Consider the following 25001-nt stretch of genomic DNA (forward strand, 5'->3'; position numbering starts at 1 on the left):
CCCATCGACTGCTGATCATGTTTGGCCGACCGAGGCATGCGGCCACGATCTATTGGTCCAGGAGTTCCAGCACGAGCTCGTCCACCTCATCCGACTCAGGGCCTGCCGCTAGGGCCTTCCGGACAGTACGACGAAGTCCCACGAAGTTGGCGCTCTCGTCGAGTTCCAGGTCAGCCACCAATTCGGCCTGACAGGCTCCGAGTTCGGCAAGACGTGCGTGGACCTGGTTCGATGATTCGTAGAACGGAATTGGCAGCTTCCACACGTGTTTGTCGATGTGCCGCTCGTCCTTCCCATACGACATGAGGGGTCGTACCAGCTGGGTGAGTGCGGGCGAATTGAGGATGGCGCAGAGAAAGTAGCCTTCTGCTCGGCTGGCAACAGCTCCCCAGTACAGAGCCTTGTCGCATAGCACTGAAGGATCATCGACCAGTGCGGCGGAAACGTGCATTCCAGAGGCTCCATAAACCACCCTCAAGGATGATGTTGGAATCTGTGTGGTCAACTTCTTCCGGAAGTCGAGCTGCTCGGTGAGAGTGAGGCGCTCGCTGGACCGATGATCCTTCCAGATCTTCTCGGCTTTCCGCCACCAATCGGCAAGCGCGGGGTACATGTCGATCCGGGGGTTATCACCGTCGAGGACTTGATCTCCAGTGAGCGGCAACACCGCCTTTCTCGGCGGGAGTACCCGGAAGGGCAGGACGCTCTCCCCCAGCAGGACCGGCCAGACGAACTCGCTTTCCACGACCCGTTCGAATGCGGGCAGGTATTTCCACGGCTCCTTCTCAGTGCTGCTGCGCTCCGAGATCACAGTCGCATGGCCTGCAGGCAGTCCCAGCGGCCCAGAGGACTGCTCGGTCACCATGAAGATAACGCGAGGCACGATCGTTGCCCCTTGGAGGAACCGCTGCTCGTACGGGGACTCCAGGAGGTCGTTGGTATATCGGGCAAGAGTGGCTGGCTGCAGGGTCAGGGCCGAAGTCACCGTGTCCCATGTGTCGCTGCCCTTGGGGAGCCTTCCGGTCCATCGGATGGTCGCCACTGGTAGGGGCGTTGCACCGGTTTCCGGTCCGGTTCGATGCCCGAACACCACGCACCCACCGCGCGGGAAGAAGTGTGGACGCAGCCGGCGCAGGTCCCATGAACCGGTGAATTCGACCGTGGTCACCTCGGCCGGATCCGCGTACCGGCCGGACCGGAAGCCTGCGTAGTAGCCACGGTCAAGTGCGGCGTTCGGCAGAACGAAGGCGAATTTTCCGCCAGCGCTCAAGAACAGTTGTACGGCACGTGCCACGAACAGGCCGGACAGGTCCTGGTGAGTGGCAACTTCCCCGCCCTGCCATAGGCCCCGAGCCTGGCAGAACTCGCGGAACCTCTCCTGCATCGCCTTCGTCATCCGGCGGTAGGCCAACCAGGGCGGGTTCCCCACCATCACATCCACTCGGTTCTGCGGCCTGCTGAGCCACATCGGGCGAGCCAGGTTGCGGACGTAATAGCTCCAGATGTGATTCCTGCCGATGTCGTGGAGGTAGCACAGGTGGTGGAAGCTGTCCTTGATCGCGTCTCGGTACTCGGGTTCGATCGCCATCCGGTTGAAGAGCGCGGTCAGTGACGGAACCGTCCCTACCGCCCTCGGCGAACCTGCCAGCGCCGCCAATTCCAAGATCAGGGTGTCAAAGCGGACGGCATCGTCGAGCAGACCTTCCGGGAAGGTCAACTCGTTGCCGAAAAGCTGGTCGCCAGTGGTCGAAATGACCAGGTTCCCACCCGTGAACAGGTCGACATTCTCCTGCCTCCACTGCACGCTATCGCCCAAGTAGACGGGGACGTGAATACCGCGGCGGCTACCAGTTAATCGCTGGGGTCCGATGGCGAGCACGTAGGTGACCCTGGCGAGGGCAACAGCGACGGGGTGGAGGTCGAGCCCGTACACGTGGCCTGTCAGGCCTTCGAGTGCGTCTGCGAGCGGTATACCCTGCTGCTCCGCAGCGGTCAGGTAACGTCGGACGGCGTGGAACAAGAATGTTCCAGAGCCGCACGAGGGGTCTAGAACCCGCTGGTTGAGCGGGTCGGTGACCGTGTCGGAGACGATGCGCTCGGCAAGCCAGTCGGGGGTGTAGTACTCGCCGAGGCTGACCCTGGTGTCCGTCCCGATGATCGACTCGTACAGGACCTTGAGCACGTCGTGGTTCACCTGCCGCCAGTCGAATCGGGCGAGTCGGCGGGCAAGGCTGCGGACGAACGAGTCGCCGCCGGGAATTTCCAACACCCAGTCGAAGAAGTCCTGATCCACGACACCCGAGATACGGGCACGTTTGAAATGCTCCCCGCTCAGCAGACTGGCAGGCTGGAGACCGAGGACGTCAAAGCCCAGCACCAGGTGGGCGATGATCTCGGCGCTGTTGACCAAGAGTGTGTGCTCAAGGAACAGTTCGGTGTCGTCGGTGAATTGTGTCCCCAGAGCGCTCCGGAGGAGCTGCGACCAGAGCTGGCGCTTGAGCTGGACGGTCGGGAGCTGGCCGTGCTCCTCGTACAGGAGGTGCAGACTGGCGAAGTCCAGCATGTGGGAGGCGCTGTCGGCGCCAAGGCGATCCCGAATTTCGGATGGCGTCGGCGGCACGTTCTGCCGCGTCGCGAGAACACCCTCCAGCCAAGTCAGCAGAGCGCCCAGGTCCGGACGTCCCGTCTTCAGGACATGCCGTGTCACTTCCTTCAGGGCACCGTTGCGAAGCTGGTACGCGCGCCACTCCGCGCCGTCGGTCAGAACGCCGACGTACTGCTGCCCGGTCTCCTGCATCCGCAAGGCGACATAGTCGCCGAGCTGGACCTCGGCAGCTTGAATTACTGCCGCACTCGCGAGGCTCTTTTTGACCTCCATGACCGTATATCCGACCTCGATGTCGATCCTGCGCCGTTCACCCACCTGTTTTTCGAGGTGGACTTCCAGATCGTGCGCAGCAAGGTCCAAACCGCCGGTCAGGAGGATCTGCCGCACGTCGGACTGAATGGTCGCCTCGCTGCGTACACGATTGCGGTCGGCGAGACGCCGTATCAGGACTTGGAGGTCTTCGCGCTCAACGTCAGCAAACACCCATGAGGGCTATCATGTGATGATAAAGCGGACCATACGTTCCGCCGCTCCGAAATGATCTCGATGCCCATCGGTTACACGTGCTAGCACGAAATAGTGCATGTGTTCGAACTGAATTGAGGGCGGTGTGACCGCGCCCTCGGCGGGGCGATGAATCGCGAAGGCTAGTGCCGGGGGCGATATATCATCCTACGGCCGCTGTATGTAATTGGCCGACGATGCCGTGAGTGCGGGACGGCTGTACGTCTGGGTATCGGGCAGTATTTACTAAGTTGCCCGATTAGCTTCGAGCTGTTTCGCGGAAATTGTGCTGCGGGGGTGGGATGCGGAATGACGTCCTAGCTGGGCGGTCGTGTCGACGACACATGAAAACTGGCTCTGGCACCAATTTCGTGATCCTCCGGCGGGCGACTGAGCGTCCTGCTGATCATGATCCGTGACCGTCTCGGAGTTGCTCACGGTTCTCTTTCCTCACCTTGGCTGCCTGCATATCGACCAGGTACAGCGTTCGGGGGGTCGGTACGGATCCGGGCTAGAACACATAAGTCACAAGCGGCATGTCCACAGTGCGAGGTCGTATCCCGCCAAGTACACAGCAACCGTGAGCGACGGCTGTGCGACACGGCGGTCAGCGGTCAGGAGTCCGTGGTCCACCTACGAGTGCTGCGGCTTCTGTGCGGGAACAGCGACTGCGGCAAGAAGACCTTCGCCGAACAGGTTCCCGGGCTGACCGTCCGCCACGGGCGCCACAGCCTCCCATTGCGCCGGCTCCTGCAGACAATCGGCTTGGCCCTCGGCGGCCGGGCCGGTGCCCGTCTCACGCACCATCTGGCAGCCGCGGTGAACCGGATGACGCTGATCAGGCTGATCCGATCCCTTCCCGATCCCGAACCGAACACGGGCTCCACGTTCTCGGGGTGGACGACTTTGCCCTGCGCCGTGGCCACACCCACGGCACGATCCTGATCGACATCACCACCAGCCAGCCGGTCGACATGCTGCCCGAGCGATCAGCGGAGGTGTTGGCCGCCTGGCTGAAGAGGCATCCCAGGGTGGAGATCGTCTGCCGGGACCGGGCCGACTGTTACGCCGACGGCGCCACCCGCGGCGCCAGAGGCGATTCAAGTCGCCGAGCGCTGGCACATGTGGCGCAACCTCGGCAATGCTGTCGAGCGCACCGTTACCAAGCACCGCGCCCACCTACGCGACCTCACACCTGCCACCCGGCCGCTCGACGCTCCCACATCGGCAGCGGCCACTACGCAGTATCCGGGCGAGCCTGATCAGGCCGAGCGGCGGTCCGGCCGTCTTGCCGAGCGGACTCGCCGGCGGTACGCCCTCGTGCACTGGTTGATCGCTCAAGGCCGCGACCTGCGCACGATCGCCCCGGGAGCTCAACGTGGCCCGCAATTCGGTGCGGCGCTTCGCCCGAGCGAGCAGTGCGGAGGAGCTACCGGTGAATAACGACACCGGCAAACGCCCGGCGATGGTGGGGGAGTTCGCCTGCTACCTGAGGCAACGCTGGGAGCAGGGTTGCACCGACGCCGAGCGGCTCTACCAGGAGATCAAAGCCATGGGCTATGGCGGCAAAGGCACCTCGGTGCGCGAGTATCCGAGGCCCTGGAGGTCTCGGACCGACATCGTCCTGCCGTCGGCGCCGCCGCCCACCGTCCGCAAGGCGACCGGATGGTTCCTGCGCGGCCCCGACACCCTCCAAGCCGACGAGCAGCAGCACCTGCGTGCACTGATCGCAGCATGCCTGGCCCTTGCCGCTCTTCGCGATCATGTTCGCGCCTTCGCCCAGATGATGCTGCGGCTCGGTGGCGACGGCCTTGAGCAGTGATGAAAGCCGTCCAATCCTCCGACCTGTCGGAACTGTACTCCTTTATCACCGGGTTGCGCCGCGGCTTCGACGCCGCTAAAGCCGTCCTGACCCTGCCCCACAGTTCTGGAAAGGTCGAAGGCCACATCAACCGCGTCAAGGTGCTCAAGCGGCAGATGTACGGACGGGCCAACCCCGACCTCCTGCGCAAACGCGTCCTCCTCGCCGACTGACGAGGGTCAACCTCACGGAATTCATGCCAGAGCTAAATTTCGAAGGTCGTTGACAGCCCCGGCCTGCGCTGCGGAAGAGACCTGCCATTGGATGTTCGGTCCACTTGCTGGCGACGGTGATGTCGGCTCCTTCAAATCCCGCTATTCCCGGAAATGGTCCTGACGGTTGTGGGCGGGTCATCCACAGGTGTGGGTCCAAGGCGCTTCGATATCCACAGAACCCGATTCGGTTCGACGCGGACGTCGGGGGCCGTCGGAGAGTGGCGGCATGAACCGTCCCTTGATCATTACTGACGATCAAGATCTTCTTGACGATCTGCTGCGGCTCGCGGCGGCCGCCGGAGTGGAGGTCGACGTGGCCTACACGGCCGGGCACGCCCGGCCGCATTGGTCGGCCGCCCCGTTGGTCGTGATCGGAGCGGACCTCGCCGACGAGCTGGCCGCCATCGGGCTTCCGCAGCGCACCGGAGTGCTGCTCGTCGTCGCCGGAGCGCAGAGCGACGACATCTGGCGCAGGTGCGTGAGCGTGGGCGCGCAGACCGTGCTGACGCTTCCTGAGTCCGAGCGGGTCTTGATCGACGAGTTCGCCGAGACCATCGAGCCCGTCGGGCGGGGAGCCGCGGTCGTCTGCGTGATCGGGGGCAGAGGCGGTGCCGGGGCGTCCGTCCTCGCCACGGGCCTGGCGCTCACCGCGGCACGCGGCGGCCTTTCCACGCTGCTCGTCGACGCCGACCCGCTGGGGGGTGGCATAGACCTCGTACTCGGCGAAGAACAGGCGGCGGGAGCCCGATGGCCCGACTTTGTGGCGAGAGAAGGCAGAGTGAGTGCGCTCGCCCTTCGCGACGCGCTTCCGGCCCTTGGTGAGCTGGCCGTGCTCTCCTGGCACCGAGGGGAGGTGGTCTCCGCACCTCCGGAGGCCATGCGGGCGGTGCTCGCAGCCGGGGTACGGGGGTGCGAGCTGGTCGTCGTGGATGTGCCTCGCCACCTCGACCCCGGAGCCCATGAGGCTCTCCAGCGGGCGAACCAGACGCTGCTCGTCGTTCCCGCACAAATCCGGGCCGTCGCGGCGGCGAGCCAGGTTTTCGCCCGGATCAGAGAGCACACCGGGGACGTGCGGCTGGTCGTCCGCGGGGACGGCCTGGAGCCGGAGATGATCGCTCGTTCGCTCGGGCTGCCACTCGCCGGGACCTTCACGGATGAACGCGGCCTCCGTGACGCCCTCGAGCACGGCGATCTTCCGACACGGGGGAGCCGGGGTCCGCTGGCGTCGTTCAGCGACCGGTTCCTCCGTTCACTTCTGCAGGCGGGAGGTCCAGCGTGAACCGGGATCTGGTCGACGCGGTTCGAGTACGGCTGGCGCGCACGGGTGCCGAGCCCACCGCAGGGGAGATCGCCACAGCCCTCCGGGCCGAACAGGCCGTGCTCGGCGACGCGGAGATCCTCACGGTGACCAGGGCGCTTCGGGCCGACCTCGCCGGGGTGGGCCCGCTGGAGGCGTTGCTGGCCGATCCCTCTGTCACCGATGTCCTGGTCAACGGGCCGGGAGAGGTGTGGGTCGACGATGGAGCCGGTCTGCGGAGGACCGATGTGCGGTTCCGCGACGAATCAGCCGTCCGGCGCCTCGCCCAACGCCTGGCCGCGTCCGCCGGACGTCGACTCGACGACGCCTGTCCCTATGTGGACGCCAGACTCGCCGGGGGAGTGCGTCTCCACGCGGTGATTCCTCCGATCACGCCGGAGGGTACGTGCGTGTCCCTGCGGTTGCCTCCTCGGCGGACCTTCACCCTGGAGGATCTGGCCGTTCCCCCGGTGGGCGCGCGGATGCTCAGGGCCATGCTCCACGGACGTCTGGCCTTTCTCGTCACCGGTGGTACGGGCACGGGGAAGACCACCCTGCTGAGCAGTCTCCTGTCCCTGGTCAGCCCGGCGGAACGACTCGTCCTGGTCGAGGACTCCGCCGAGCTCAGACCCGATCACCCCCATGTCGTCCGTCTTGGCAGCCGACCACCCAACGTGGAGGGCGCCGGCGGGATCGGCCTGCGTGAGCTGGTCCGTCAAGCACTGCGGATGCGTCCGGACCGGCTCGTCGTCGGGGAGGTGCGGGGCGAGGAGGTCGTGGTCCTGCTGAGCGCCATGAACACCGGTCACGAAGGTGGTTGCGGGACCCTCCACGCCAATGCGGCCTCCGATGTTCCCGCCCGGTTGGAAGCGCTCGGCTGCGCGGCCGGGCTCACCCGGGAGGCTCTGCACAGCCAGCTGGCGGCCGCGCTGGACGTCGTGATCCATCTCGTCCGCGCCCCCGGTGGTGGAGCCAGGCGACTGTCGGAGATCTCTCTGCTGGTCAGGGGATCCGACGGTCTGGTGGCGGTGGCCCCGGCGCTCACCTTTCACCCAGACGGTCGCATCGACAGGGGCGCCGGGTTCGACCGGCTCCAAGCACGGGTGGGTGGGTGATGGCGTCGCTCGCCATCGTCCTTGCCGCGGGTACGGGATGGTTCATGGTTTCCGGGGCCGTGAAGGAGGCACGGCTGAGGAGAATTCTTGGCGGTACCAGACGTCACCTCGCGCTCCGGATCCTTGCCGGCGCGCTCACCCGGACATGGACCCGGTGGCGGCGGAGCCGTCACCTCCGGACACGCATTCGATTGGCGACGGTCGAGCTCTTCGAAGGACTCGCGGCCGAGCTCCATGCGGGACGCGCGCCGGAAGACGCACTGGTCCGGGCGATCAAATCCCTGGAACCGGACTGCTCCAGGCTGTTCGACTCCGTCGTAGCCGTCGCGGGAGAAGGGGGAGACATCCCCGACGCGTTGCGCGCCGCCCTACCCGGTCTGGACGGGGTGCGTGAACTCGCCGCGTGCTGGCAGGTGAGCATCGTGGCCGGTGGGACGCTCGCGCCGCTGGTCGAGAACGTGGCGAGGACACTCCGTGACTCGGAGGCCCACCGGCAGCAGATCACCGCCGAACTTGCCGGAGCACGGGCGACCGCGCGACTGCTCGCGATACTCCCGATCATCGGCATGTCGCTCGGTGTCGCGATGGGGATGGAACCGTTCTCATACCTTTTCGGCACCTTGCCAGGGCTGATCTGCCTGGTGATCGGGATCGGACTGAACCTGGTCGGACTGGCATGGGTACGGCGTTTGGTAAAGGCCGCCGTCGGTCCTTGACCGCTGAACGCCGACGTCGCAGCCATGTCCGTCGTCGGCTAGTTTCCACCCGTCGCATATAGATCGTCGGGACCGGAGGGCATGGCGGTGAGCCGAAGGGGTGCACTCCGGCCTGCTCAACCCCGGCGGGCACGCTCGGGACACCGGGTCCGGCGACGGTCCGCTTCGGTTGCGGGGTCGGCGTTCCGCCGGTCTCGGTCCACCCGAGTTCGGGAGACGACGGTGGATCGAAGGTTGGCGAGGCCACATCCGAGAAGTCCGGATTCCCGCCAATCGCGTGCCTGGAAATGGGGGAGAGGGTCGTGGAGATCGTTGCGATGGTCCTGGCGGTGCTCGCCGTTTACTCGATGCCGTCCCGGCGTACGGCCGCCGCTCGTCTGGGTTCACTCCGGCCGGTCGTGGAGACTCGACGTCCCCCGGTGAGCCACCGCCTCCCTCCTTACATGATCGCCGCATCGGCCGGCCTGCTGTTCGCCCTGATCGTGGGTGGGGCCCCGGGAATCGTCGGCGCGGCCCCGGCGGCCGCTTTCGTGTTGGCCGTCCTCCGGCGTAGGGAGCCTCCGCATGTGCTGCGGCGGCGGGCCCGCATCGTTGCCGACCTTCCGTTCTGTGTTGACTTGATCGTTGCTTGTCTCCGGTCGGGCAGTCCGTTGAGCGGCGCCGTCTCCTTGGCGGCCCGGGCGGTCGGCGGGCCGCTCGGGGAGCGGTTGGCCTGGCTGGGCGAACAGCTCAGGCTGGGGGCGGAGCCGGAGGTGGCGTGGTCGAAGCTGGGAGAGGAGGAACCCGCGCTCGCTTTGTTGACCCGGGCCATGGTGCGGGCCACCGTCTCAGGTGCGCCGTCCGCCGAGATGCTGGAACGCCTGGCGGCAGATTGCCGACGGTCGGCGAGGGCGGGTGCGTCAGCCGCCGCGAGACGGGTCGGAAGCCAGGTTGCGGCTCCCTTGGGTCTTTGCTTTCTCCCGGCGTTTGTCTTGCTGGGAATCGTGCCGATCGTTGCCACTCTCGCCACGGAAGTATGGCCGGGATAGAGCCTAGGCCGTAGGTCACTGTCCACAGCTTGTTGTTCCCCCGCCGGGTTATCCACAGAACTGAGTTCGGTCCGGCGCGCGTGCGAACTTCCAGGGGATGCTCACGGAGTCGGCGTCAACCACGTTGACAGGCCCTATGTCAGGAGGTGGGCAGATGAGGATCTGGCCGATTCGCGGGAATCACACCTTGCGGTGGTGGTTGCGGGAGCTCGTTCATGGAGGGACGCCCCTGCCGGGTCGTCTCCGTCGAGGCCGCGACGGCATCGCCGTGTGGTTGAGGAGACGGCGGCGGGCGTGGAGCGGGCGGGGAACCAGGGACTTGGGGATGTCCACAGCTGAGTACGCGGTCGGGACCATAGCGGCGTGCGGGTTCGCCGTAGTGCTGTACAAGCTGGTCACCAGTGACCAGGTTCGCTCGGCGCTCTCCGCCCTCATCGATCGCGCACTGAGCGGGGTGGGGTGAACGTGTCTTCCATGGTGATCTGGCTCCCACCCGAACTTCTTCTGCGGATGTGGCACCTGCGCAGGGAAAAGTGGGACACGCCCCGGCATCGGCGGTCACGACGGCGGAGATCGAGATCGGATCGGGTGAGGCGGGACCGGGAGAGGGGATTCGCGACGGCGGAGACGGCTGCGGCGCTGCCGGTCCTGGTCTTTGTCGTCGGGGCCGCGCTGTGGGCGGTCCGGGCGATGGCGATCCACCTGGAGTGTGTGGACGCTGCATGGGAAGCGGCTCGGGCCGCGTCCCGAGGCGAGCCGCTCGCCGCCGTGCAGACGAGGGTTCTTCAGGGAGCGCCTGACAATGCGCAGATCAAGCTGACCCGGGGTATCGACGTGACCAGGGTCGAGGTGAGCGCAGCCGTTGGACCGGCTTGGGCACCCGGCTTTTCCTCGCTCACCGTGAGCGCGGGTGCCGTGGTCGCGACAGAACCCGGGGTGGTCGCCCGGCACCGGGTACCGGACGCGGGGGATGTCTCGGCGAGTTCCCCGGTCGGCCACTCGGCCGAAGCTCCCGCAGGCCTCGACGATCCCGGTTCCGGCATGGAACCCGCGACGCGGCCTGCGGATATGGCGGTCACCGAGGTTGCCGTATGGGAAGTCAGGGCTGGAGAGACGCCGAATCGGCCGGGAACATTCGGCTGGGAGGTGACGGAGTCGTGAAGGATCGAGAACGCGAGCGCGGTTCCGGAACCCTATGGATGCTGGTGGCGGTGGGGGTTGTCTGGACGATGACCACAGGGGTCGTCCTGATAGGCGTGGCGAGGTCTGCGCGCCACAAGGCTCAGACGGCTGCCGATCTGAGCGCGCTCGCCGCCGCTCAGTCGGTCATCGACCCTGAACGGGCATGCGCGGTCGCGACTGAGATCGCCATGGCCAACGGTGCCCGGTTGAATCACTGCCGAATTGAGGGAGAGGTCGTCGAGGTCGGAGTGACGGCTGCCGTGCGGTGGAGATTCCTCAACCGCTCCGTGGCCGCCAGGGCGCGAGCCGGCCCCGTCCCATCGGGATCGATCTCTCCGGTTCGAGAGACTAGGCGCCGATCGGATAGAGGACCGCCTGACCTGAGGACGTGTGTGGGGTTGCACGTCCCGTGGGCTCACCAGGGTATGGGAAGCGAACCTCGGGCGATGCCAGTGATCCACAAGTCGGTCTGCCTAGTGTGGCTGTCGGCCACCGAGTCAGGCGTCGTCGGCCGACTCGATCGTCCGGGACCGGGGCAACCGAGCCGGGGTTACACCGGTGGTCTCGAGAAGAGGAGTCACGATGGGAGACCGGCTTCCAAGGGCCGTTGTACTGAGGGTCAACAAGTGCCTGCGAAACGAATCGGATGTGCTCGATCTGAGCGACATACCCCTGGAAGTGTTGCCCGGGCAACACCGTGAACTGACCCACCTGCGCGAGTTCCGCCTGAATCTCATCAAGATTCCCGAGCGGCTGGGCGATCTTACCGCCCTCACCCATCTCCGCCTGGGTGGTGAGCTGACCGAAGTCCCCGGCTCGTTGAGGGATCTCACTTCCCTCGTCTCACTCGACCTGTGCGGCAACCGGTTGACCGAGATCCCCGAGTGGCTGGGAGAGCTCACCACGCTCAAACACCTGTACCTGCAAGGGAATCAGCTAGCCGGTCTCCCCGACTCTCTGGGCAACCTCACCGCGCTATCCGATCTCATCTTGAGCAAGAACCAGTTGACCAAGGTTCCCGACTCGCTTGGCAACCTTACCGCGCTCAACCGCCTCTTCCTGGGAATCAATCAGCTCACCGGCCTCCCCGACTCGCTGGGTAACCTGACCGCGCTCTCCTCGCTTGTCCTGGAAGTCAACCGGCTGACCGAGGTCCCCGACTCGCTGGGTGATCTCACTGCACTCAGACACCTCTCCCTGAGATACAACCGGTTGACCAGCCTTCCTGAGTCGTTGGGCAACCTCGCGGCCCTCACCCACCTCCGCCTGGAAGGCAACCACCTGACCAGCCTCCCGAGTTCGCTGGTCAACCTCACCGCACTTACGACGCTCAGCTTGGAGCCCCACCTGCTGCCTGGTCTGCCCAAAACGCTGCGCCGTCGCGTCAAGACCACGGGATAGCACCGCTCCCGGTTCGACCAAGATCCTCGATCGGCCCACCCCGACAGTCTCACGATCACTCTTCACACGCGCGTTTCACCAAGGAGCCGCTTGCCGGTCCGAAACGCAGGTCAGGTCGGATCCCGGTGGAACCTGATACGCAGTTGTGTCCACGGCGTAGAGCATGGATTCATCGGCCGAGAATGGTTCTCGGCTTTTCACGGAGAAAAGGAAGCCGGATTCTTGGACCGAGTTGAGATAGGGTGAATCGCTCCCTATTTATCATTCTTATCTCTCGAGTGGAGAATACCGCAACCGGCCGAATTCTCTCGGTTGATCAACACCATGGCGGTTATCCGCTGGCCCGATCCGTGGCCTATGTTGCTTGACAATTGCATAGGGATCCTGTTTCCGATGCTTGTGAAGATCCGCTTGTTCGTGGTTGTCTGTGCCCGGAGCTCCGTTCAACGGCGGTGTGCGAGCCGGGCCGACAGGGGGGATGGCCGAAAAGCCCGGATGTCGGCCAACTGATCGCTTCAAGCGGTTGGGCGGTCATCGGATCGATCGACACGTGTACCGGGAGCACCTGGCACGCTGAGTGGGTCGTTGGGGGCGCAGGCGTGAGGGTGATTGTGTAGAGACGGTGCGTGAGTGGGTACGGGGAGTGCCATCTGGGCGGTGCTCCGGTGGGGAGAGCACCGCCCAGGTTCCGGGGACGAACCGTCGGCCGCATAGGTGTCGAATCGGTGAACCTGAGTCCGGGGAGAGCTACCTGACGGTTCCGTGGCCGAAAGTCAGGTTCAGGTCTGATCCGAGGCCTCCATCCATCTGGTGAGTGCGCCTATGCGTGGGAGGCATCTGTGCGCAGATCGAGGGCTAGTGGTTCGGACGGAGAAGCGCGAGCGGACGATTTGGATCGGTTGGACCGGCCCCGTGGAATCGGGCTTGAAGCGGTTCCGTAGAACGGATCATCGGATCGGGTAGATCACAGATGTGGCTCTTTCCGGCCTGACGACGGGGTCGGCGTGATGTGATCGGCTCAGCGTGATCGGTTTACGGCCGCGCGTGCCCCGGCCACCAGGCGATCCGTCATCGAGGTCGCCGAGGGGGAGCGAGCGGGCACGGTTTCGGTCGGAGTGGCCGTCTGGTTGTCCTCAAGCTTGCGCTCGAGATCCTTCTTCTCCTTTTCCAGCTTGGCGACCTGGCGGCGTGACTCACTTCGTGAATCGAAGAGAGCCCGTCGCCGTACCGCCGCGCGACGTGCTCCCGCGAAGATCAGTACGAGCCCGAGGATGACTGTGACGCCGCAGGCGGTGCCGAGAAGGAATATGTTCTGGGGGGACAGCGCATATGTCCGGTCGAAGACGCTGATCGTGGTGATGCCGGTTTCGATGGGGACGATCAGATAGGCGGCCGCCGCTCCGGCAAGCATCAGGAGAATGCCGAGCGCTCTCATGGGATCTCACCTCCGGTAGGTCTACGCGGATGCGCCTTCCCTTACCGGAGCCACTTAGTCATCTGTTCTTCGCATGGACTCCGTGGGGATTCATGGGAGCTGAGTGGCTGATTTATTGAGTTGTCCTGTTTTGTTTCCGCTGTCGCTCTTCGGATTCAGGATGGGCTGTCGCCGGGCTTACCCGGGATGAGCGTCGTGTTCCAAGTGCGGTCCTGTCAGCGAGACTCCACGGCGGCCGAGCCGCACGGCTTTGCTTCCCCGGTCGGCTCGGGGCCGGCATCCGCATGCCCAAGGGGTGGTTGGAGACTCCCCGCCTGATCCGTTGAGCGGCTCGCCGGTGTCCGCCCGGATGGATGATCGGATGTCGGGTCGGTGGGGTCGGCGGCACCCACCCGACACAGGGCTTGATCATCCGCTGTTTCGGATTGCCGGAGCAGGGCGGCCAGAAGGAGAAGCGACCCTGCCTTGTCCAGTGGTTCGTTGCCGTTTCCGCATTTGGGCGACTGGATACAGGACGGGCAGCCGCGGTCGCACTCGCAGGAGTCGATGGCCTCGTATGTCGCCCGTAACCAGTCGATCGCCCGCTCGTACCCCCGCTCGGCGAAGCCGGCTCCACCGTCGTGCCCGTCGTAGACGAACACGGTCAGCAGCCCGGTGTCGGGATGGAGTTCCGTCGACACTCCACCGATATCCCATCGGTCGCAGGTGGCGAAGAGCGGGAGGAGCCCGATCGCGGCGTGCTCCGCCGCGTGCGCGGCACCGCCGAGATCGACCCCGGCGACGGCGAGGGCCGCGATCACGTGGGCGGGGAGAGTCCACCAGACCGCACGGGTACGCAGGGTGCGGGGCGGGAGATCGAGGGGGGTCTCACCCATGATCTCGCCGCTCTGAATCCTGCGGGCCAGGAACGAGACGACCTGGCGAGTGACCTCGACCGTTCCCAGCTGAAGACCCCATGAGGTGGATCGAAGCGTGTCGATCACCCTGATCTCGGTGGTGTCTCTGGCGAAGGTGGTGTAGTCGGGCTCGCCCGCTTCGACGAGCGCCACGCCGCCTTCGAGATCAAGCAGGGAGACGACGTAGGTCTTCCCCTGGTGCAGGTAGACCGCACCCGTGTGCACGGTGGTATGCGCGGAGGGCTCGTCCACGGTGCCGAGCAGCCGTCCGGTGGACGCCTCCACCACGTGCACCGGAGGACCGCCCGTTCCCCTGATGTCGGCGAGGTCGACGGCGCGTTCCCGTCGGGTCCAGAACCAGCCGGTCGGACGGCGCCGGAGCATCCCTCGGTCGACCAGGTCGTCGAGCACCTTGGCGGCCATGGGGCCGAACAGTGTCACGTCCTCGGCGCTGAGCGGGAGTTCGGCCGCGGCGGCGCACAGATGAGGGGCGAGCACATAAGGGTTGTCCGGGTCCAGAACGGTCGCCTCGACCGGTCGGCCGAACAGAGCCTCGGGGTGGTGGACGAGGTAGGTGTCTAGGGGGTCGTCCCTGGCGACCATCACGGCGAGGGCCTCTCGCCGTCCGCGTCCCGCCCGCCCCGCCTGCTGCCACAACGACGCCCGCGTCCCCGGCCAGCCCGCGATGAGCACGGCGTCCAAACCCGAGATGTCGACACCGAGTTCCAAGGCGTTCGTGGTCGCCAGTGCGGTGATCTCTCCCGCCCGCAGCGCCTTCTCCAGGGCTCGCCGCTCCTCGACGAGGAACCCGGCCCGGTAGGCGGCCACCTTCTCGGAGAGCTCGGGGGAGATCTCCATGAGGGCACGCTTGGCGGCGAGGGACACCGACTCGGCGCCGCGCCTGGACCGGACGAACGCCAGAGTGCGCACATTCTCGATCACGAGATCGGTGAGGAGGTCCGCCGTCTCCGCCGTCGCCGTACGGCGGACCGGGGCGCCCTTCTCGCCCCGTAGATCGGTCAGCGGGGGCTCCCATAGGGCGAAGGTACAACCGCCCCTCGGAGAGCCGTCCTGGGTCACCTCAGCGGTCGGGAGACCGGTAAGGCGCGCCGCCGACTCCCCGGGTTCGGAAACCGTGGCGGAGGCGAGGATGAAAGTCGGTTCGGCACCGTGCCTGGCGCAGACCCTTCGAAGGCGTCGCAGAATCTGTGCGACGTGAGAACCGAACACCCCGCGGTAGCCGTGACTCTCGTCGACGATGACGTAACGGAGCCGGCGGAGGAAGGTCGCCCATCGTGAATGGCCTGGAATCAAGCCACGATGCAGCATGTCTGGGTTTGTCAGAACATAGTTCGCGTACTGTCGGATCCAGGCACGTTCTTCATATGCGGTGTCACCGTCGAAGGCGGCAGGACGGACTTGATCGAGTTTGAGACGGCGGACGGCTCGAAGTTGATCGGCGGCGAGCGCTTTGGTCGGCGTCACGTAGAGAACGGTGTGGCCCTCCAAGATCGCACTGAGGGCGGGAACCAGGTAGGCGAGGGATTTTCCGGACGCCGTGGGAGTGGCAATGATCACGTTTTGGCCACGGTAAGCGTGCTCGGCGACTCTGGATTGATGCTCCCAGAGTGCTTCGACGCCCCTTTTGGACAAGTGCTCGACGAGCTCCTGGGGAACCCATCCAGGCCAGGGAGAAAGCACGGCCTGACGTGCTGAAACGTGCTCCACGTGGGTGACTCGGTCACGGCGTGTGGAGGTCGTGAGCAGACGCTCCAGCAGAGCGTCGGCGCGTCCAGGGGAAGAGGTCGGCGGAGTCATCGGTTTCTAGTTTGGCATCTTGGGGCAGAGTCGCCCGGAGTCGTGATTTCGTATAGACACGAGGTCGGAGCGTGGTTGAATGCCGCGCGGCGAAACTATGGTGCCCAGCCGTTGGGGTGGGCGAGGATCGCAACAGCAGACATGGCGCTGGAGGATCTGTGGATCTGAAGTTGGATCACCGCACCGAGGATCGGCTCACCATTGTTGAGGTTGAGGGTGAGATCGATGTCTATACCGCGCCGAGGTTGCGTGAGCTCCTGATTGACCTGGTCAACAAGGGTAACTTCCACCTGCTCGTGAACATGGAGAAGGTGGAGTTCCTCGACTCCACAGGGCTCGGGGTGCTCGTTGGCGGGCTCAAGCGCGTACGGGCCCACGACGGCTCCCTGGAGTTGGTCTGCACCCAGGAGCGAATCTTGAAGATCTTCCGGATCACCGGGCTCACCAAGGTCTTCGGGATCTACGCCTCGGTCGACGAGGCCAAGGAAGCCCACGGCAAGGACAAGTAGCGTCCTCGCCATGGCCACCGTCGAGCTTACGTTCAGCGCGCTGCCGGCACATGTCCGTACCGCACGGCTGATCGCCACGGCGATCGCCCGTCGTACGGGAGTGCCTGAGGCGGTCCTGGACGAGGTGCGGCTCGCAGTCGGAGAGGCTTGTTCCAGGGCGGTGGAGGCGCACCGTCGTCACTGCCCTGGACAGCCGATCCGGATCGAGTTGCGCGATGACTCGGGGCGATTCGAAGTGACGGTCACCGACGCGGCACCGAGTGATGATCTTTCGGTCGGCATGCCCGCGGATCCGTTTGTGAACCCCCCGCACATGTTCTCCCGGGACGGGCAGTCATCTCTTGGCGTCTTTCCCGACTCGCTGACTGCGGGATTCGGTATAGCGGTGATAGTCGGTCTGGCCGATGACGTTGAGGTACTGCCCAGCGCGGAAGGCCTGCGAATCCGGATGAGCTGGCCCGCAGCCGGCAATGGTGTGGCACTGAACTGATTCGCGATCTTCTTGCGCTGCACGGGGTCAGGCGGGCGCTCCGTCATGCCCTGGCTCGCTTGGCTCCATGGTCGTCTGTCGCCGTTCCCGCGGCGGTCGGCCATGGGGTCGTGCCATCAGTTGGCGATACTTAATATCCGAAGCCCGGGATATCGAGGGCCATATCCATATACGGATGTCCGAAATTTGGGAATATAGCTAAGGCAATATAGGGATAGAGCGATTCATTTCTGTTACGGCTCTCCCGGTGCCCCGACATCCCAACCTGGTAAAGAACGCGTCAAGGGCAGCAAAAGTTCAACGCCTCTCGGTGTACTTCTCTAAATGGCGAACTGAAGAGGCTTCATATCCGGCTCTTCGCTGCGTAGAATCCCCGGCACCGGCCAAGGTTTGGTCTCGTGGGCTCACAGGTAGCCTGCGGGAAGTCTGCGGACGCAACCGGAAGCGGCATTGCCAACTGCCCCGGACGCGCTTAACCATCGCCGATTGAATTCCTTGCGCCGTCCGGGCAACGACCTACTCGTGTTGCCGAGGAGGACGGAAATGTCAAGCCTCTATCTTGCCGCTGACGGAAGTTCAGCGGTAACCCTCGCCGGTGTTGACCTGACTCTGGTCGTGGTCGTCGCCGCTGTGGCTCTACTGGCTCTCGCCGTGGCCGGTGGACTCGTCAAAGAGGTGCTCGCGGCTGATCAGGGCACCGAGCGGATGCAGAACATCGCCAGAGCCGTTCAGGAAGGCGCAGGAGCCTACCTGAAGCGGCAGTTCCGCACACTAGCGATTTTCGTGGTTTTGATCCCATTCCTGTTGCTGCTCCTTCCAGCGGAATCCGCCGGGGTCCGTATTGGCCGATCACTGTTCTTCGTGATTGGTGCAGGTTTTTCGGCGCTGACCGGATTCATGGGAATGTGGCTTGCCGTTCGTGGAAACGTGCGTGTGGCCGCGGCGGCGCGTGACGCCGGGGAAAAGGTGGCGATGCGCATCGCCTTCCGCACCGGCGGCGTCGCGGGCATGTTCACGGTCGGCCTGGGCCTGCTCGGCGCCGCGATCGTGGTCCTGGTGTACCGCAGTGAAGCACCCACCGTGCTGGAAGGCTTTGGGTTCGGCGCAGCCCTTCTCGCGATGTTCATGCGAGTGGGCGGCGGCATCTTCACCAAGGCCGCGGATGTGGGCGCCGACCTCGTCGGCAAGGTTGAGCAGGGGATCCCGGAGGACGACCCGCGCAACGCCGCGACGATCGCCGACAACGTGGGTGACAACGTCGGTGACTGCGCGGGGATGGCGGCCGACCTGTTCGAGTCCTACGCCGTCATGCTTGTCGCGTCCCTGATCCTCGGCAAGGTGGCCTTCGGAACCGAGGGGCTGGTCTTCCCGCTCATCGTTCCGATGATCGGAGTGCTCACCGCCATCATCGGGATCTTCACCGTCTCCCCGCGCGCCGGGGATCGGAACGGGATGGCCGCCATCAACCGGGGATTCTTCATCTCGGCGTTGATCTCGGCTGTGCTCGTCGCGGTGGCCGCCTTCGCCTACCTGCCCGACACCTTCGCCGAGCTCTCGGGCGGCGTACAGAACCTCGACGCCAACCCGCGGTACATCGCCATCGGCGCGGTGCTGATCGGCTTGGTTCTCGCCAGCGCGATTCAGCTGCTCACCGGGTACTTCACCGAGACCAACCGCAAGCCGGTCAGGGACATCGGTGAGAGTTCGCTCACCGGGGCCGCGACCGTCATCCTCTCCGGAATCAGCGTCGGGCTGGAGTCGGCCGTCTACTCGGCCCTCGTCATCGGCGGTGCGGTGTACGGAGCGGCGCTGCTCGGCTTCGGCAACGTGGTCGTGGCGCTGTTCGCGGTCGCCCTCGCCGGTACGGGACTGTTGACCACGGTCGGCGTCATCGTGTCGATGGACACCTTCGGTCCGGTGTCGGACAACGCGCAGGGCATCGCCGAGATGTCCGGCGACGTCAAGGGTGAGGGCGCCAAGGTGCTGACGAGCCTGGACGCGGTCGGCAACACCACCAAGGCCATCACGAAGGGCATCGCGATCGCGACGGCGGTGCTGGCGGCCACCGCGCTGTTCGGGGCCTTCCGAACCTCGGTCGAAGGGGCCTTGGGTTCGGCGGCGAGCTCGTTCAGCCTCTCGATCGACGCACCGGCCGTCCTGGTCGGGCTGATCGTCGGGGCCGCGGTGGTCTTCCTCTTCGCCGGTCTGGCCATCCTGGCCGTGGGCCGTGCGGCGGGACGGGTGGTCTACGAGGTTCGGGAGCAGTTCCGCACCAAGCCCGGGATCATGGACGGCTCCGAGCTGCCCGACTACAGCAGAGTGGTCGACATCTGTACCCGGGATTCGCTCCGGGAACTGGCCACCCCGGGTCTGCTTGCGGTGCTCACCCCCATCGCGGTCGGATTCGCCATGGGGTATGCGCCTCTCGGCGCTTTCCTCGGCGGCGCGATCGCCTGCGGCACACTCATGGCGGTGTTCCTGGCCAACTCCGGTGGATCCTGGGACAACGCCAAGAAGCTGGTGGAGGACGGCCACCACGGTGGGAAGGGCTCTCCCGCGCACGAGGCGACCATCATCGGCGACACGGTCGGAGACCCGTTCAAGGACACCGCCGGTCCCGCGATCAACCCGTTGATCAAGGTGATGAACCTGGTGGCGTTGCTGATCGCTCCCGCGGTCGTCACCTACTCGAGCAACACGCCGCTGCGGATCGGTATCGCCGTCGCCGCGGTGGGTGTGATCGTTGCGGCTGTGGTGATCTCCAAGCGGAGGTCGACTTCGATCACCCCTAGCAATGAGGACAGGTCGCCGGAGCCCGCCAACGCGGCCTAGCTTCCGGTCCTGCATAGCCTCTGAGCACACGCCGAGCCGAGGGCAGAGGAACGGGCGGCGGCACTCACCAAAGAGTGCCGCCGCCCGTCTCAGTTGACCTGAGCAGCCGCGGACCACCGTTTCCTTGCCGGGCGGCAACGATGCCTCCCGCCGGTGCTCCTGGCATGACCGATGTTCCTGCTTACCGCCACGTCACCGGGGTCGTCGCCGACCGGGCCTCGGGGGCGATCCGCCGGCGACGGAGGAGCCGGCCTCGAAATGGGCCGGAAGGGTCGGCCCCACGCTCACCGATAGAGATTTGACCATCGCCGAGGTGGCGGCTGAGGTCGGCACCGGACTGAGTGACATGCGCTTTGAGATCGCACCGCCGGGCGAGGTGTCCGTGATCGCGGTGGGGCGGAGCACCGTGACCTCGGTCGGTGCTGAGTGCCCGGGATCGGTCGTGGTACCTGCGGTCCGGTGCCGTCGCCACGGCGGGTGCGGGTTGGGGGCCGGATGGGCCGGGTGGAAGACTGGCCGTATGCAGCAGGGGCAGCCTTCCGAGGGTAAGACGTTCGGGATCATGCCGGGCAGGCCGGTGATCCTGGCCGGTATCCCGGTGCCCACGATCCGGGTGAGCCGGAGATGAGGCGACAATTGATCGTCTTGCGGCATGCGAAGGCGGCCGGCCTGGTGGGGGTGGCCGACCATGAGCGTCCGCTGGCGGAGCGGGGTGAGCATGAGGCCGCCGATGTCGGGCGCTGGTTGAGCGAACAGCGTCTCATCCCCGATCTGGTGCTTTGTTCGACGGCGCTGCGGACCCGGCAGACCGCCGAGTTCGCCGCGGCGGGTGTGCCGATCTCCTATGAGCGGCGAATCTACGACAACGATGTGGATGAGTTGTTCGACCTCGTCGCCGAGACCGCGGACGGCGTGCGTACGCTGCTGATCGTCGGACACAGCCCTTCGGTCCACGGATTCGTGCAGCAGCTGACGGGCGCCACCGTCGACGAGTTCCCCACCGCGGCGGCCGCCGTCGTCGCCGTGGACGGGCCTTGGGCCGAGCTGTCGCCCGGGGGCGGGTCTCTCGCCGCTTGGCGTCAGCCCTAGCCTCCTCGATCCGGGACGCACGGTTCAGCGAGTTGATCGTCGATTGGGCCGTGGAAAGCGGTACCTACGGCGCTTGCCCTGGTTTCGCGGGCGGATCTGACGTTCCCACCGATCGGCTTGGGGCCGTGCCGCATAGCGTCCGGGACGACCCGGTTCGGGGGAGGAGCCGGTACGGCAGGATGCGGGCTTGGGGCCTGGGTGTGGCCTGCGGACGGCGGGGAAGTCTTGGACCATCGGGGGACTGCGGAACGCCGTACGACGGCGGGTACGGAGGGTACACGAGGGGGCGATCGGCCGTCTCGCGCTGGGCTTCGGGCTCACCGCGGCCACCGCGATCTCCTTGCCGCTGCTCGTCAGCGTGGTCGTCGGCCGCCCCGGCTGGGGAGGTCTGGTTGCGCTCGGCGCCTACATGGTGGCCACAACAGCGATCAAGGATCCGGCCGGCGGGAGGTTCCCCACGTTCTTCGTGGCGACGCTGGCGGCCACGGGCGGGGTCGCCCTCGGCGTGCTGATCGCGGGCCGGCCGTGGTTGCTGGCCGGTGGCGGTGCCGCCGTCGCCGCTCTCGGCGGCCTGGTTCCGGCGGTGGGGCCGACGGGTGCGCTCGCGCTTGTGCTCACCGCGTCGCGGCCCCATTACCCCGAGTTCGCCGTGCCGATTCTGCTTACCTTCGGTGGTGGCCTGCTCGTCGGCGCCCTACTCTCCCTGCCGTGGCGGTGGCGGCACACCCGGCCGCTGCGTACCGCGGTCGTCGCGGCGGCGAACGACATCGCCGCGCTGCTTGAGGTGGCCACGGATCCGCTTTCCGAGGACGCGGCTTGGGAGGGGCGACGCCGGGCTGCGGGGAAGTCGCTGCGGCAGGCCCGTACAGCGTGTGCGCGGCATCATCTGCGGCGCCAGGGGAGGGAGGCCGCGCGGCTTGTGGTGGTGCTCCGGCGAATCCTCTACGAGACCGTGGCGCTCCGCGGTCTCTGTTCCGTCTTGCGCCGTCAATCACCGGATGCTCTGACGGACTCGGATTCATCCGCCACGGTGGCACCGCTCGTGGCCGCGTTGCGGGTCGTCTTCGACGGAGGCCTGGATGTCGTCGGGGTGGCGCCCGGGACGTCTCTCGCGGACCGGATCGGCGTACTCCGCGCCGACCTGCCGCACGATCGGCGGAGTCTGCTTGAGCTGCTCCAGTTGCGTCAGATCCAGCGGTGTCTCGATCGGATCGGCGAGTCCGTCGGAGTCGCCGCCGAACTCTCCGTCGGGGGACTGTACGGCGGTCCGGCCGGTCCGCGGATCCCGCCACACATCTCGCCGGTGGTGTCCGCTCGTCCCCAATTCACCTCCCAGGCCGCACGGCATGCGGTACGGCTCGCCGTCGGGGTGGGCGCCGCTTTGGTGATCATCGCGATCTGGCGGCCGCCGTTTGGGTACTGGCTGGCGTTGACGGTCCTGCTCAGTCTTCAGGCGACGTACGGCGGCACCCTCTCCCGGGTGGTCGCGCGGACCTGCGGCGGTGTCGTCGGTGCTCTTCTGGCCGCCGGCGTCCTCGTCGTCGCCCCCGGGAATCTGGCGCTGACCGCGGTGGTCGCCCTGGTCGCGGTACTCGCCTTCACCCTGTCGGCCGTGCACTATGTGTACTGGTCCGCGCTGGTCACCACACTGGTCATGCTGTTGGTTGACTTCAGAATCCCGTTCGGCCCGGAGGCCGCAGGCTCTCGTATCCTCATGACGCTGCTCGGGGGACTGCTGACGTTGACGATCGCCCGGATGCTGTGGCCCCGCGGTGAAGCGGCGAGGTTGCCCGCCCGGGTCAACCGGCTCCTCCACGCCCACGCGGCCGAGTGCCGTACGGTCGCCTCCTTCGACCGGGGTGAGGGCTCGCGTTCCCGAGTGGAGAAGGCCGTACTTCAGACGGGAAGCGCCGAGGAGGACTTGGCCGCCTCCGTCAACAGCGCGGCGGGTGAGCCGGGGGTCGCCGTACCCGATTCGCTCCGCGAGGTCGCCCGGGCCTCGGGAAGGGTTCGCGACGACGTCATGATGATGGTGACCGTGATGGGTCCGACGGACATCGCTCCGGTTCAGGCGGTCCTCGGCGCGCTCGCGGATCGTTTCGAACACTGTGTGGAGGCGGTCGAGTCCCGGCGGGCGTATCAGTCCGAGGGAGAGGTGGATCGGCGGTTGGCGGAGCTATCCACCTGGGTGAGCGACCTGACCGAGAGCCGGATCAAGCGGGCCGCCGAGGAGGCCCCCGAGGAACGGCGGGCGCTGCTGCACGCGGTGGTGGCCGAACACGCGCTCCGGGAGCTGAACGCCGATTCGGCGCGGCTGTGTGCGGTGGCGTCGGCGGCTTTCGCCGTCGAGGAGCCCGACGACCTCGCCCGGCAGCCGGCGGGTTCCGGCGAAACGGGCCGGTCGTGAGTTGTACACGGTTCGGCCCAGCGATGCATGGGGGTGTCGGTGGGTTTCACCGTTGGGAACTTTGCAGTGTTCTTCCAGGAGCGGGCGGTTTAGGGGTTAGGGCCCGCAGCCCGGCCGTGAACCGGATCGACGGCCCCCGGGCCGCCACAGGTACCGCCGGGCTTGACACGGGCTCCGGGAGCCGGACCACCGATCGGTGAAAGGCATGGCTTGGTCCGGACGTCGGGGCCGCAGGGCTTGGCCAAGGCAAAACGATCGGTGTCCCGGCTGGCCTCCCGGTCGGGTGGCCACGTGGGAGTCGTCGCGGTGCTCGATGGTCGAGGAAGGCCGCCCGACGTCGGCCGACTAGGTGTACGCGTCTTCGGCGTCCGCGGCGTCGATTTCCTCTCGGGAGAGGCCGAGCAGGTGCAGGATCGCGTCCAGGTAGGGGACGTTCACCGCGGTGTCCGCGGCCTGCCGTACGACCGGCTTGGCGTTGAAGGCGATGCCCAGCCCCGCGGCGGCGATCATGTCGAGGTCGTTGGCGCCGTCTCCGATGGCGACGGTCTGGCTGATCGGGATGCCCGCTTCGGCGGCGAAGCGCTCCAACGCGCGGGCCTTTCCGGGACGGTCGACGATCGGCCCCACGACCCGGCCGGTCAGCACGCCGTCGACGATCTCCAGGGTGTTGGCGGCCGAGTAGTCGATTCCCAGGTCCTCGACGAGGGCGTCGGTGATCTGGGTGAAGCCTCCGCTGACGATGGCGAAGCGGTAGTCGAGGCGCTTGAGGGTACGGACGAGGGTCCGGGCGCCGGGGGAGAGCACGACCTCGTCCCGGACCTTCCCGATGACGGAATCCGGCAGTCCGGCCAGGAGGGCGACGCGTTGCCGCAGGGAGGCCTCGAAGTCCAGTTCCCCGCGCATCGCCGCCGAGGTGACCTCTTCCACTTCGGCGAGGCAGCCGGCGTGTGCGGCGAGGAGTTCGATCACCTCGCCTTGGATGAGGGTCGAGTCGACGTCCATGACGATGAGCCGCTTGGCTCGGCGGTGCAGTCCTGAGCGCTGTACGGCGACGTCGACCTGTTGTGCGGCGGCTTCGAACGCGAGCTCGGTGCGGAGCCGGTCGGGGTCGGCGCCGGAGATGTCCATCTCGATGCAGGTGACGGGTGACCGGGCCAGCCGGAGGATGCGGTCGATGTTCGCACCGTTCGCCGCGATCTTGCCGGCGATTCCCGCCATGGCCGCGGGCAGGAGCGGCGCGCCGAGGACGGTCACGTGCAACCGGCCGCGGCGTCGCTTGTCGGAGTCGCCGGTGCCCGTGGCGAGTTCCACCTCCATGCCGAGGTCTGCGGCGATGTCCTCGACCTTGGACCAGAGTGCCCCGATGTCGGTCTGAGGGTCGTAGGCGATGAGGACGCCGAGGGTCATCCGGCCGCGGATGACGACCTGCTCCACGTCGGCCACGACGGCCGGGAAAGCGGAGAGTGCGGTGAACAGCCGGGAGGTGACCCCTGGGCGGTCACGGCCGGTCAGCGTGATGAGGAGAGTGCGCTGGTTCATTTCGGTCAACGTTACTTGGCTGCCCGCCCCGCACTGAGCGCAGCCCGTCTTTCGGACGG

Annotated in this window: 21 protein-coding genes; 17 read left to right on the top strand and 4 right to left on the bottom strand. The window is 66.3% G+C overall.

Translation table 11 applies throughout. The annotated features are described in order from the left end of the window. Positions 1-49: 49 nt before the first annotated feature. Positions 50-3091 carry an N-6 DNA methylase gene (locus RUR_RS36315; protein WP_283139764.1) on the bottom strand — a complete coding sequence of 1014 codons (3042 nt, stop codon included), beginning with the start codon at positions 3089-3091 and terminating at the stop codon, positions 50-52. Positions 3092-3736: 645 nt separating this feature from the next. On the opposite strand from RUR_RS36315, the gene RUR_RS36320 reads away from it, so the two are divergent. From RUR_RS36320 to RUR_RS36365, 12 genes are all read left to right on the top strand, one after another. Continuing rightward, positions 3737-4057, top strand: coding sequence for a hypothetical protein (locus RUR_RS36320; RefSeq protein ID WP_283139765.1), 321 nt, complete (start codon positions 3737-3739; stop codon positions 4055-4057). After that, positions 4009-4374, top strand: a complete 366-nt coding sequence (locus RUR_RS36910; RefSeq protein WP_428847049.1) for a transposase — start codon at positions 4009-4011, stop codon at positions 4372-4374. The genes RUR_RS36320 and RUR_RS36910 overlap by 49 nt, the downstream gene beginning before the upstream one ends. A 173-nt stretch (positions 4375-4547) precedes the next feature. Then, positions 4548-4934, top strand: a complete 387-nt coding sequence (locus RUR_RS36325) for a hypothetical protein (protein ID WP_283139766.1) — start codon at positions 4548-4550, stop codon at positions 4932-4934. After that, a complete protein-coding gene (locus RUR_RS36330) occupies positions 4934-5146 on the top strand; it encodes a transposase (RefSeq protein ID WP_283139767.1) in 213 nt (70 codons plus the stop codon). Before RUR_RS36325 ends, RUR_RS36330 begins: the two co-directional genes overlap by 1 nt. A 268-nt stretch (positions 5147-5414) precedes the next feature. Continuing rightward, complete coding sequence (gene ssd / locus RUR_RS36335; RefSeq protein ID WP_283139768.1) at positions 5415-6467, top strand: septum site-determining protein Ssd; 1053 nt, start codon at positions 5415-5417, stop codon at positions 6465-6467. Further along, a complete protein-coding gene (locus RUR_RS36340) occupies positions 6464-7600 on the top strand; it encodes a TadA family conjugal transfer-associated ATPase (protein WP_283139769.1) in 1137 nt (378 codons plus the stop codon). Before ssd ends, RUR_RS36340 begins: the two co-directional genes overlap by 4 nt. Before the next feature lie 191 nt (positions 7601-7791). Next, positions 7792-8316, top strand: coding sequence for a type II secretion system F family protein (locus RUR_RS36345; RefSeq protein ID WP_283139770.1), 525 nt, complete (start codon positions 7792-7794; stop codon positions 8314-8316). Positions 8317-8759: 443 nt separating this feature from the next. Continuing rightward, complete coding sequence (locus RUR_RS36350; protein ID WP_283139771.1) at positions 8760-9344, top strand: type II secretion system F family protein; 585 nt, start codon at positions 8760-8762, stop codon at positions 9342-9344. Between the two features lie 154 nt (positions 9345-9498). Further along, the gene (locus RUR_RS36745; protein WP_346349097.1) at positions 9499-9807 is read left to right on the top strand and encodes a DUF4244 domain-containing protein; all 309 of its coding nucleotides are present in this window, start codon (positions 9499-9501) and stop codon (positions 9805-9807) included. Positions 9808-9818: 11 nt separating this feature from the next. Next, entirely contained in the window at positions 9819-10505 is a 687-nt protein-coding gene (locus tag RUR_RS36360; protein WP_283139772.1) for a TadE family type IV pilus minor pilin, read from the top strand. After that, on the top strand, positions 10436-11227 hold the full coding sequence (locus RUR_RS36915; RefSeq protein ID WP_428847050.1) for an Rv3654c family TadE-like protein: 792 nt from the start codon (positions 10436-10438) through the stop codon (positions 11225-11227). Before RUR_RS36360 ends, RUR_RS36915 begins: the two co-directional genes overlap by 70 nt. After that, positions 11175-11927, top strand: a complete 753-nt coding sequence (locus tag RUR_RS36365; protein ID WP_283139773.1) for a leucine-rich repeat domain-containing protein — start codon at positions 11175-11177, stop codon at positions 11925-11927. Before RUR_RS36915 ends, RUR_RS36365 begins: the two co-directional genes overlap by 53 nt. 1018 nt (positions 11928-12945) lie before the next feature. Here the strand turns inward: RUR_RS36365 and RUR_RS36370 are convergent. Both RUR_RS36370 and RUR_RS36375 read right to left on the bottom strand, forming a co-directional pair. Continuing rightward, positions 12946-13362, bottom strand: a complete 417-nt coding sequence (locus RUR_RS36370; RefSeq protein WP_283139774.1) for a hypothetical protein — start codon at positions 13360-13362, stop codon at positions 12946-12948. A 215-nt stretch (positions 13363-13577) separates the two neighbouring features. After that, positions 13578-15986: a DEAD/DEAH box helicase gene (locus RUR_RS36375; RefSeq protein WP_283139775.1), complete on the bottom strand. Its 2409-nt coding sequence runs from the start codon at positions 15984-15986 to the stop codon at positions 13578-13580. Positions 15987-16234: 248 nt separating this feature from the next. On the opposite strand from RUR_RS36375, the gene RUR_RS36380 reads away from it, so the two are divergent. The 5 genes from RUR_RS36380 to RUR_RS36400 all read left to right on the top strand — a co-directional run bounded on the left by RUR_RS36380 (position 16235) and on the right by RUR_RS36400 (position 23403). Next, on the top strand, positions 16235-16585 hold the full coding sequence (locus tag RUR_RS36380; RefSeq protein WP_283139776.1) for an STAS domain-containing protein: 351 nt from the start codon (positions 16235-16237) through the stop codon (positions 16583-16585). A gap of 10 nt (positions 16586-16595) precedes the next feature. Continuing rightward, entirely contained in the window at positions 16596-17075 is a 480-nt protein-coding gene (locus tag RUR_RS36385; RefSeq protein ID WP_283139777.1) for an ATP-binding protein, read from the top strand. Positions 17076-17618: 543 nt separating this feature from the next. Then, on the top strand, positions 17619-19907 hold the full coding sequence (locus tag RUR_RS36390) for a sodium-translocating pyrophosphatase (protein WP_283139778.1): 2289 nt from the start codon (positions 17619-17621) through the stop codon (positions 19905-19907). A 645-nt stretch (positions 19908-20552) separates the two neighbouring features. Next, positions 20553-20996 carry a SixA phosphatase family protein gene (locus RUR_RS36395; RefSeq protein WP_283139779.1) on the top strand — a complete coding sequence of 148 codons (444 nt, stop codon included), beginning with the start codon at positions 20553-20555 and terminating at the stop codon, positions 20994-20996. A 187-nt stretch (positions 20997-21183) separates the two neighbouring features. Next, positions 21184-23403: an FUSC family protein gene (locus tag RUR_RS36400; protein WP_283139780.1), complete on the top strand. Its 2220-nt coding sequence runs from the start codon at positions 21184-21186 to the stop codon at positions 23401-23403. Between the two features lie 345 nt (positions 23404-23748). On the opposite strand, the gene serB is transcribed toward RUR_RS36400, so the two are convergent. Further along, positions 23749-24942 carry a phosphoserine phosphatase SerB gene (gene serB, locus RUR_RS36405; RefSeq protein WP_283139781.1) on the bottom strand — a complete coding sequence of 398 codons (1194 nt, stop codon included), beginning with the start codon at positions 24940-24942 and terminating at the stop codon, positions 23749-23751. Between the last annotated feature and the right edge of the window lie 59 nt (positions 24943-25001).

The organism is Rhizohabitans arisaemae, assembly GCF_025996515.1.
GTDB classification, from domain to species: domain Bacteria; phylum Actinomycetota; class Actinomycetes; order Streptosporangiales; family Streptosporangiaceae; genus Rhizohabitans; species Rhizohabitans arisaemae.

Coding starts and splice junctions, on each gene's coding strand:
- RUR_RS36360 (WP_283139772.1), top strand. CDS start 9,819: ATGGTGATCTGGCTCCCACCCGAACTTCTTCTGCGGATGTGGCACCTG.
- RUR_RS36745 (WP_346349097.1), top strand. CDS start 9,499: ATGAGGATCTGGCCGATTCGCGGGAATCACACCTTGCGGTGGTGGTTG.
- RUR_RS36370 (WP_283139774.1), bottom strand. CDS start 13,362: ATGAGAGCGCTCGGCATTCTCCTGATGCTTGCCGGAGCGGCGGCCGCC.
- RUR_RS36330 (WP_283139767.1), top strand. CDS start 4,934: ATGAAAGCCGTCCAATCCTCCGACCTGTCGGAACTGTACTCCTTTATC.
- ssd (WP_283139768.1), top strand. CDS start 5,415: ATGAACCGTCCCTTGATCATTACTGACGATCAAGATCTTCTTGACGAT.
- serB (WP_283139781.1), bottom strand. CDS start 24,942: ATGAACCAGCGCACTCTCCTCATCACGCTGACCGGCCGTGACCGCCCA.
- RUR_RS36350 (WP_283139771.1), top strand. CDS start 8,760: ATGATCGCCGCATCGGCCGGCCTGCTGTTCGCCCTGATCGTGGGTGGG.
- RUR_RS36915 (WP_428847050.1), top strand. CDS start 10,436: ATGGGAAGTCAGGGCTGGAGAGACGCCGAATCGGCCGGGAACATTCGG.
- RUR_RS36390 (WP_283139778.1), top strand. CDS start 17,619: ATGTCAAGCCTCTATCTTGCCGCTGACGGAAGTTCAGCGGTAACCCTC.
- RUR_RS36385 (WP_283139777.1), top strand. CDS start 16,596: ATGGCCACCGTCGAGCTTACGTTCAGCGCGCTGCCGGCACATGTCCGT.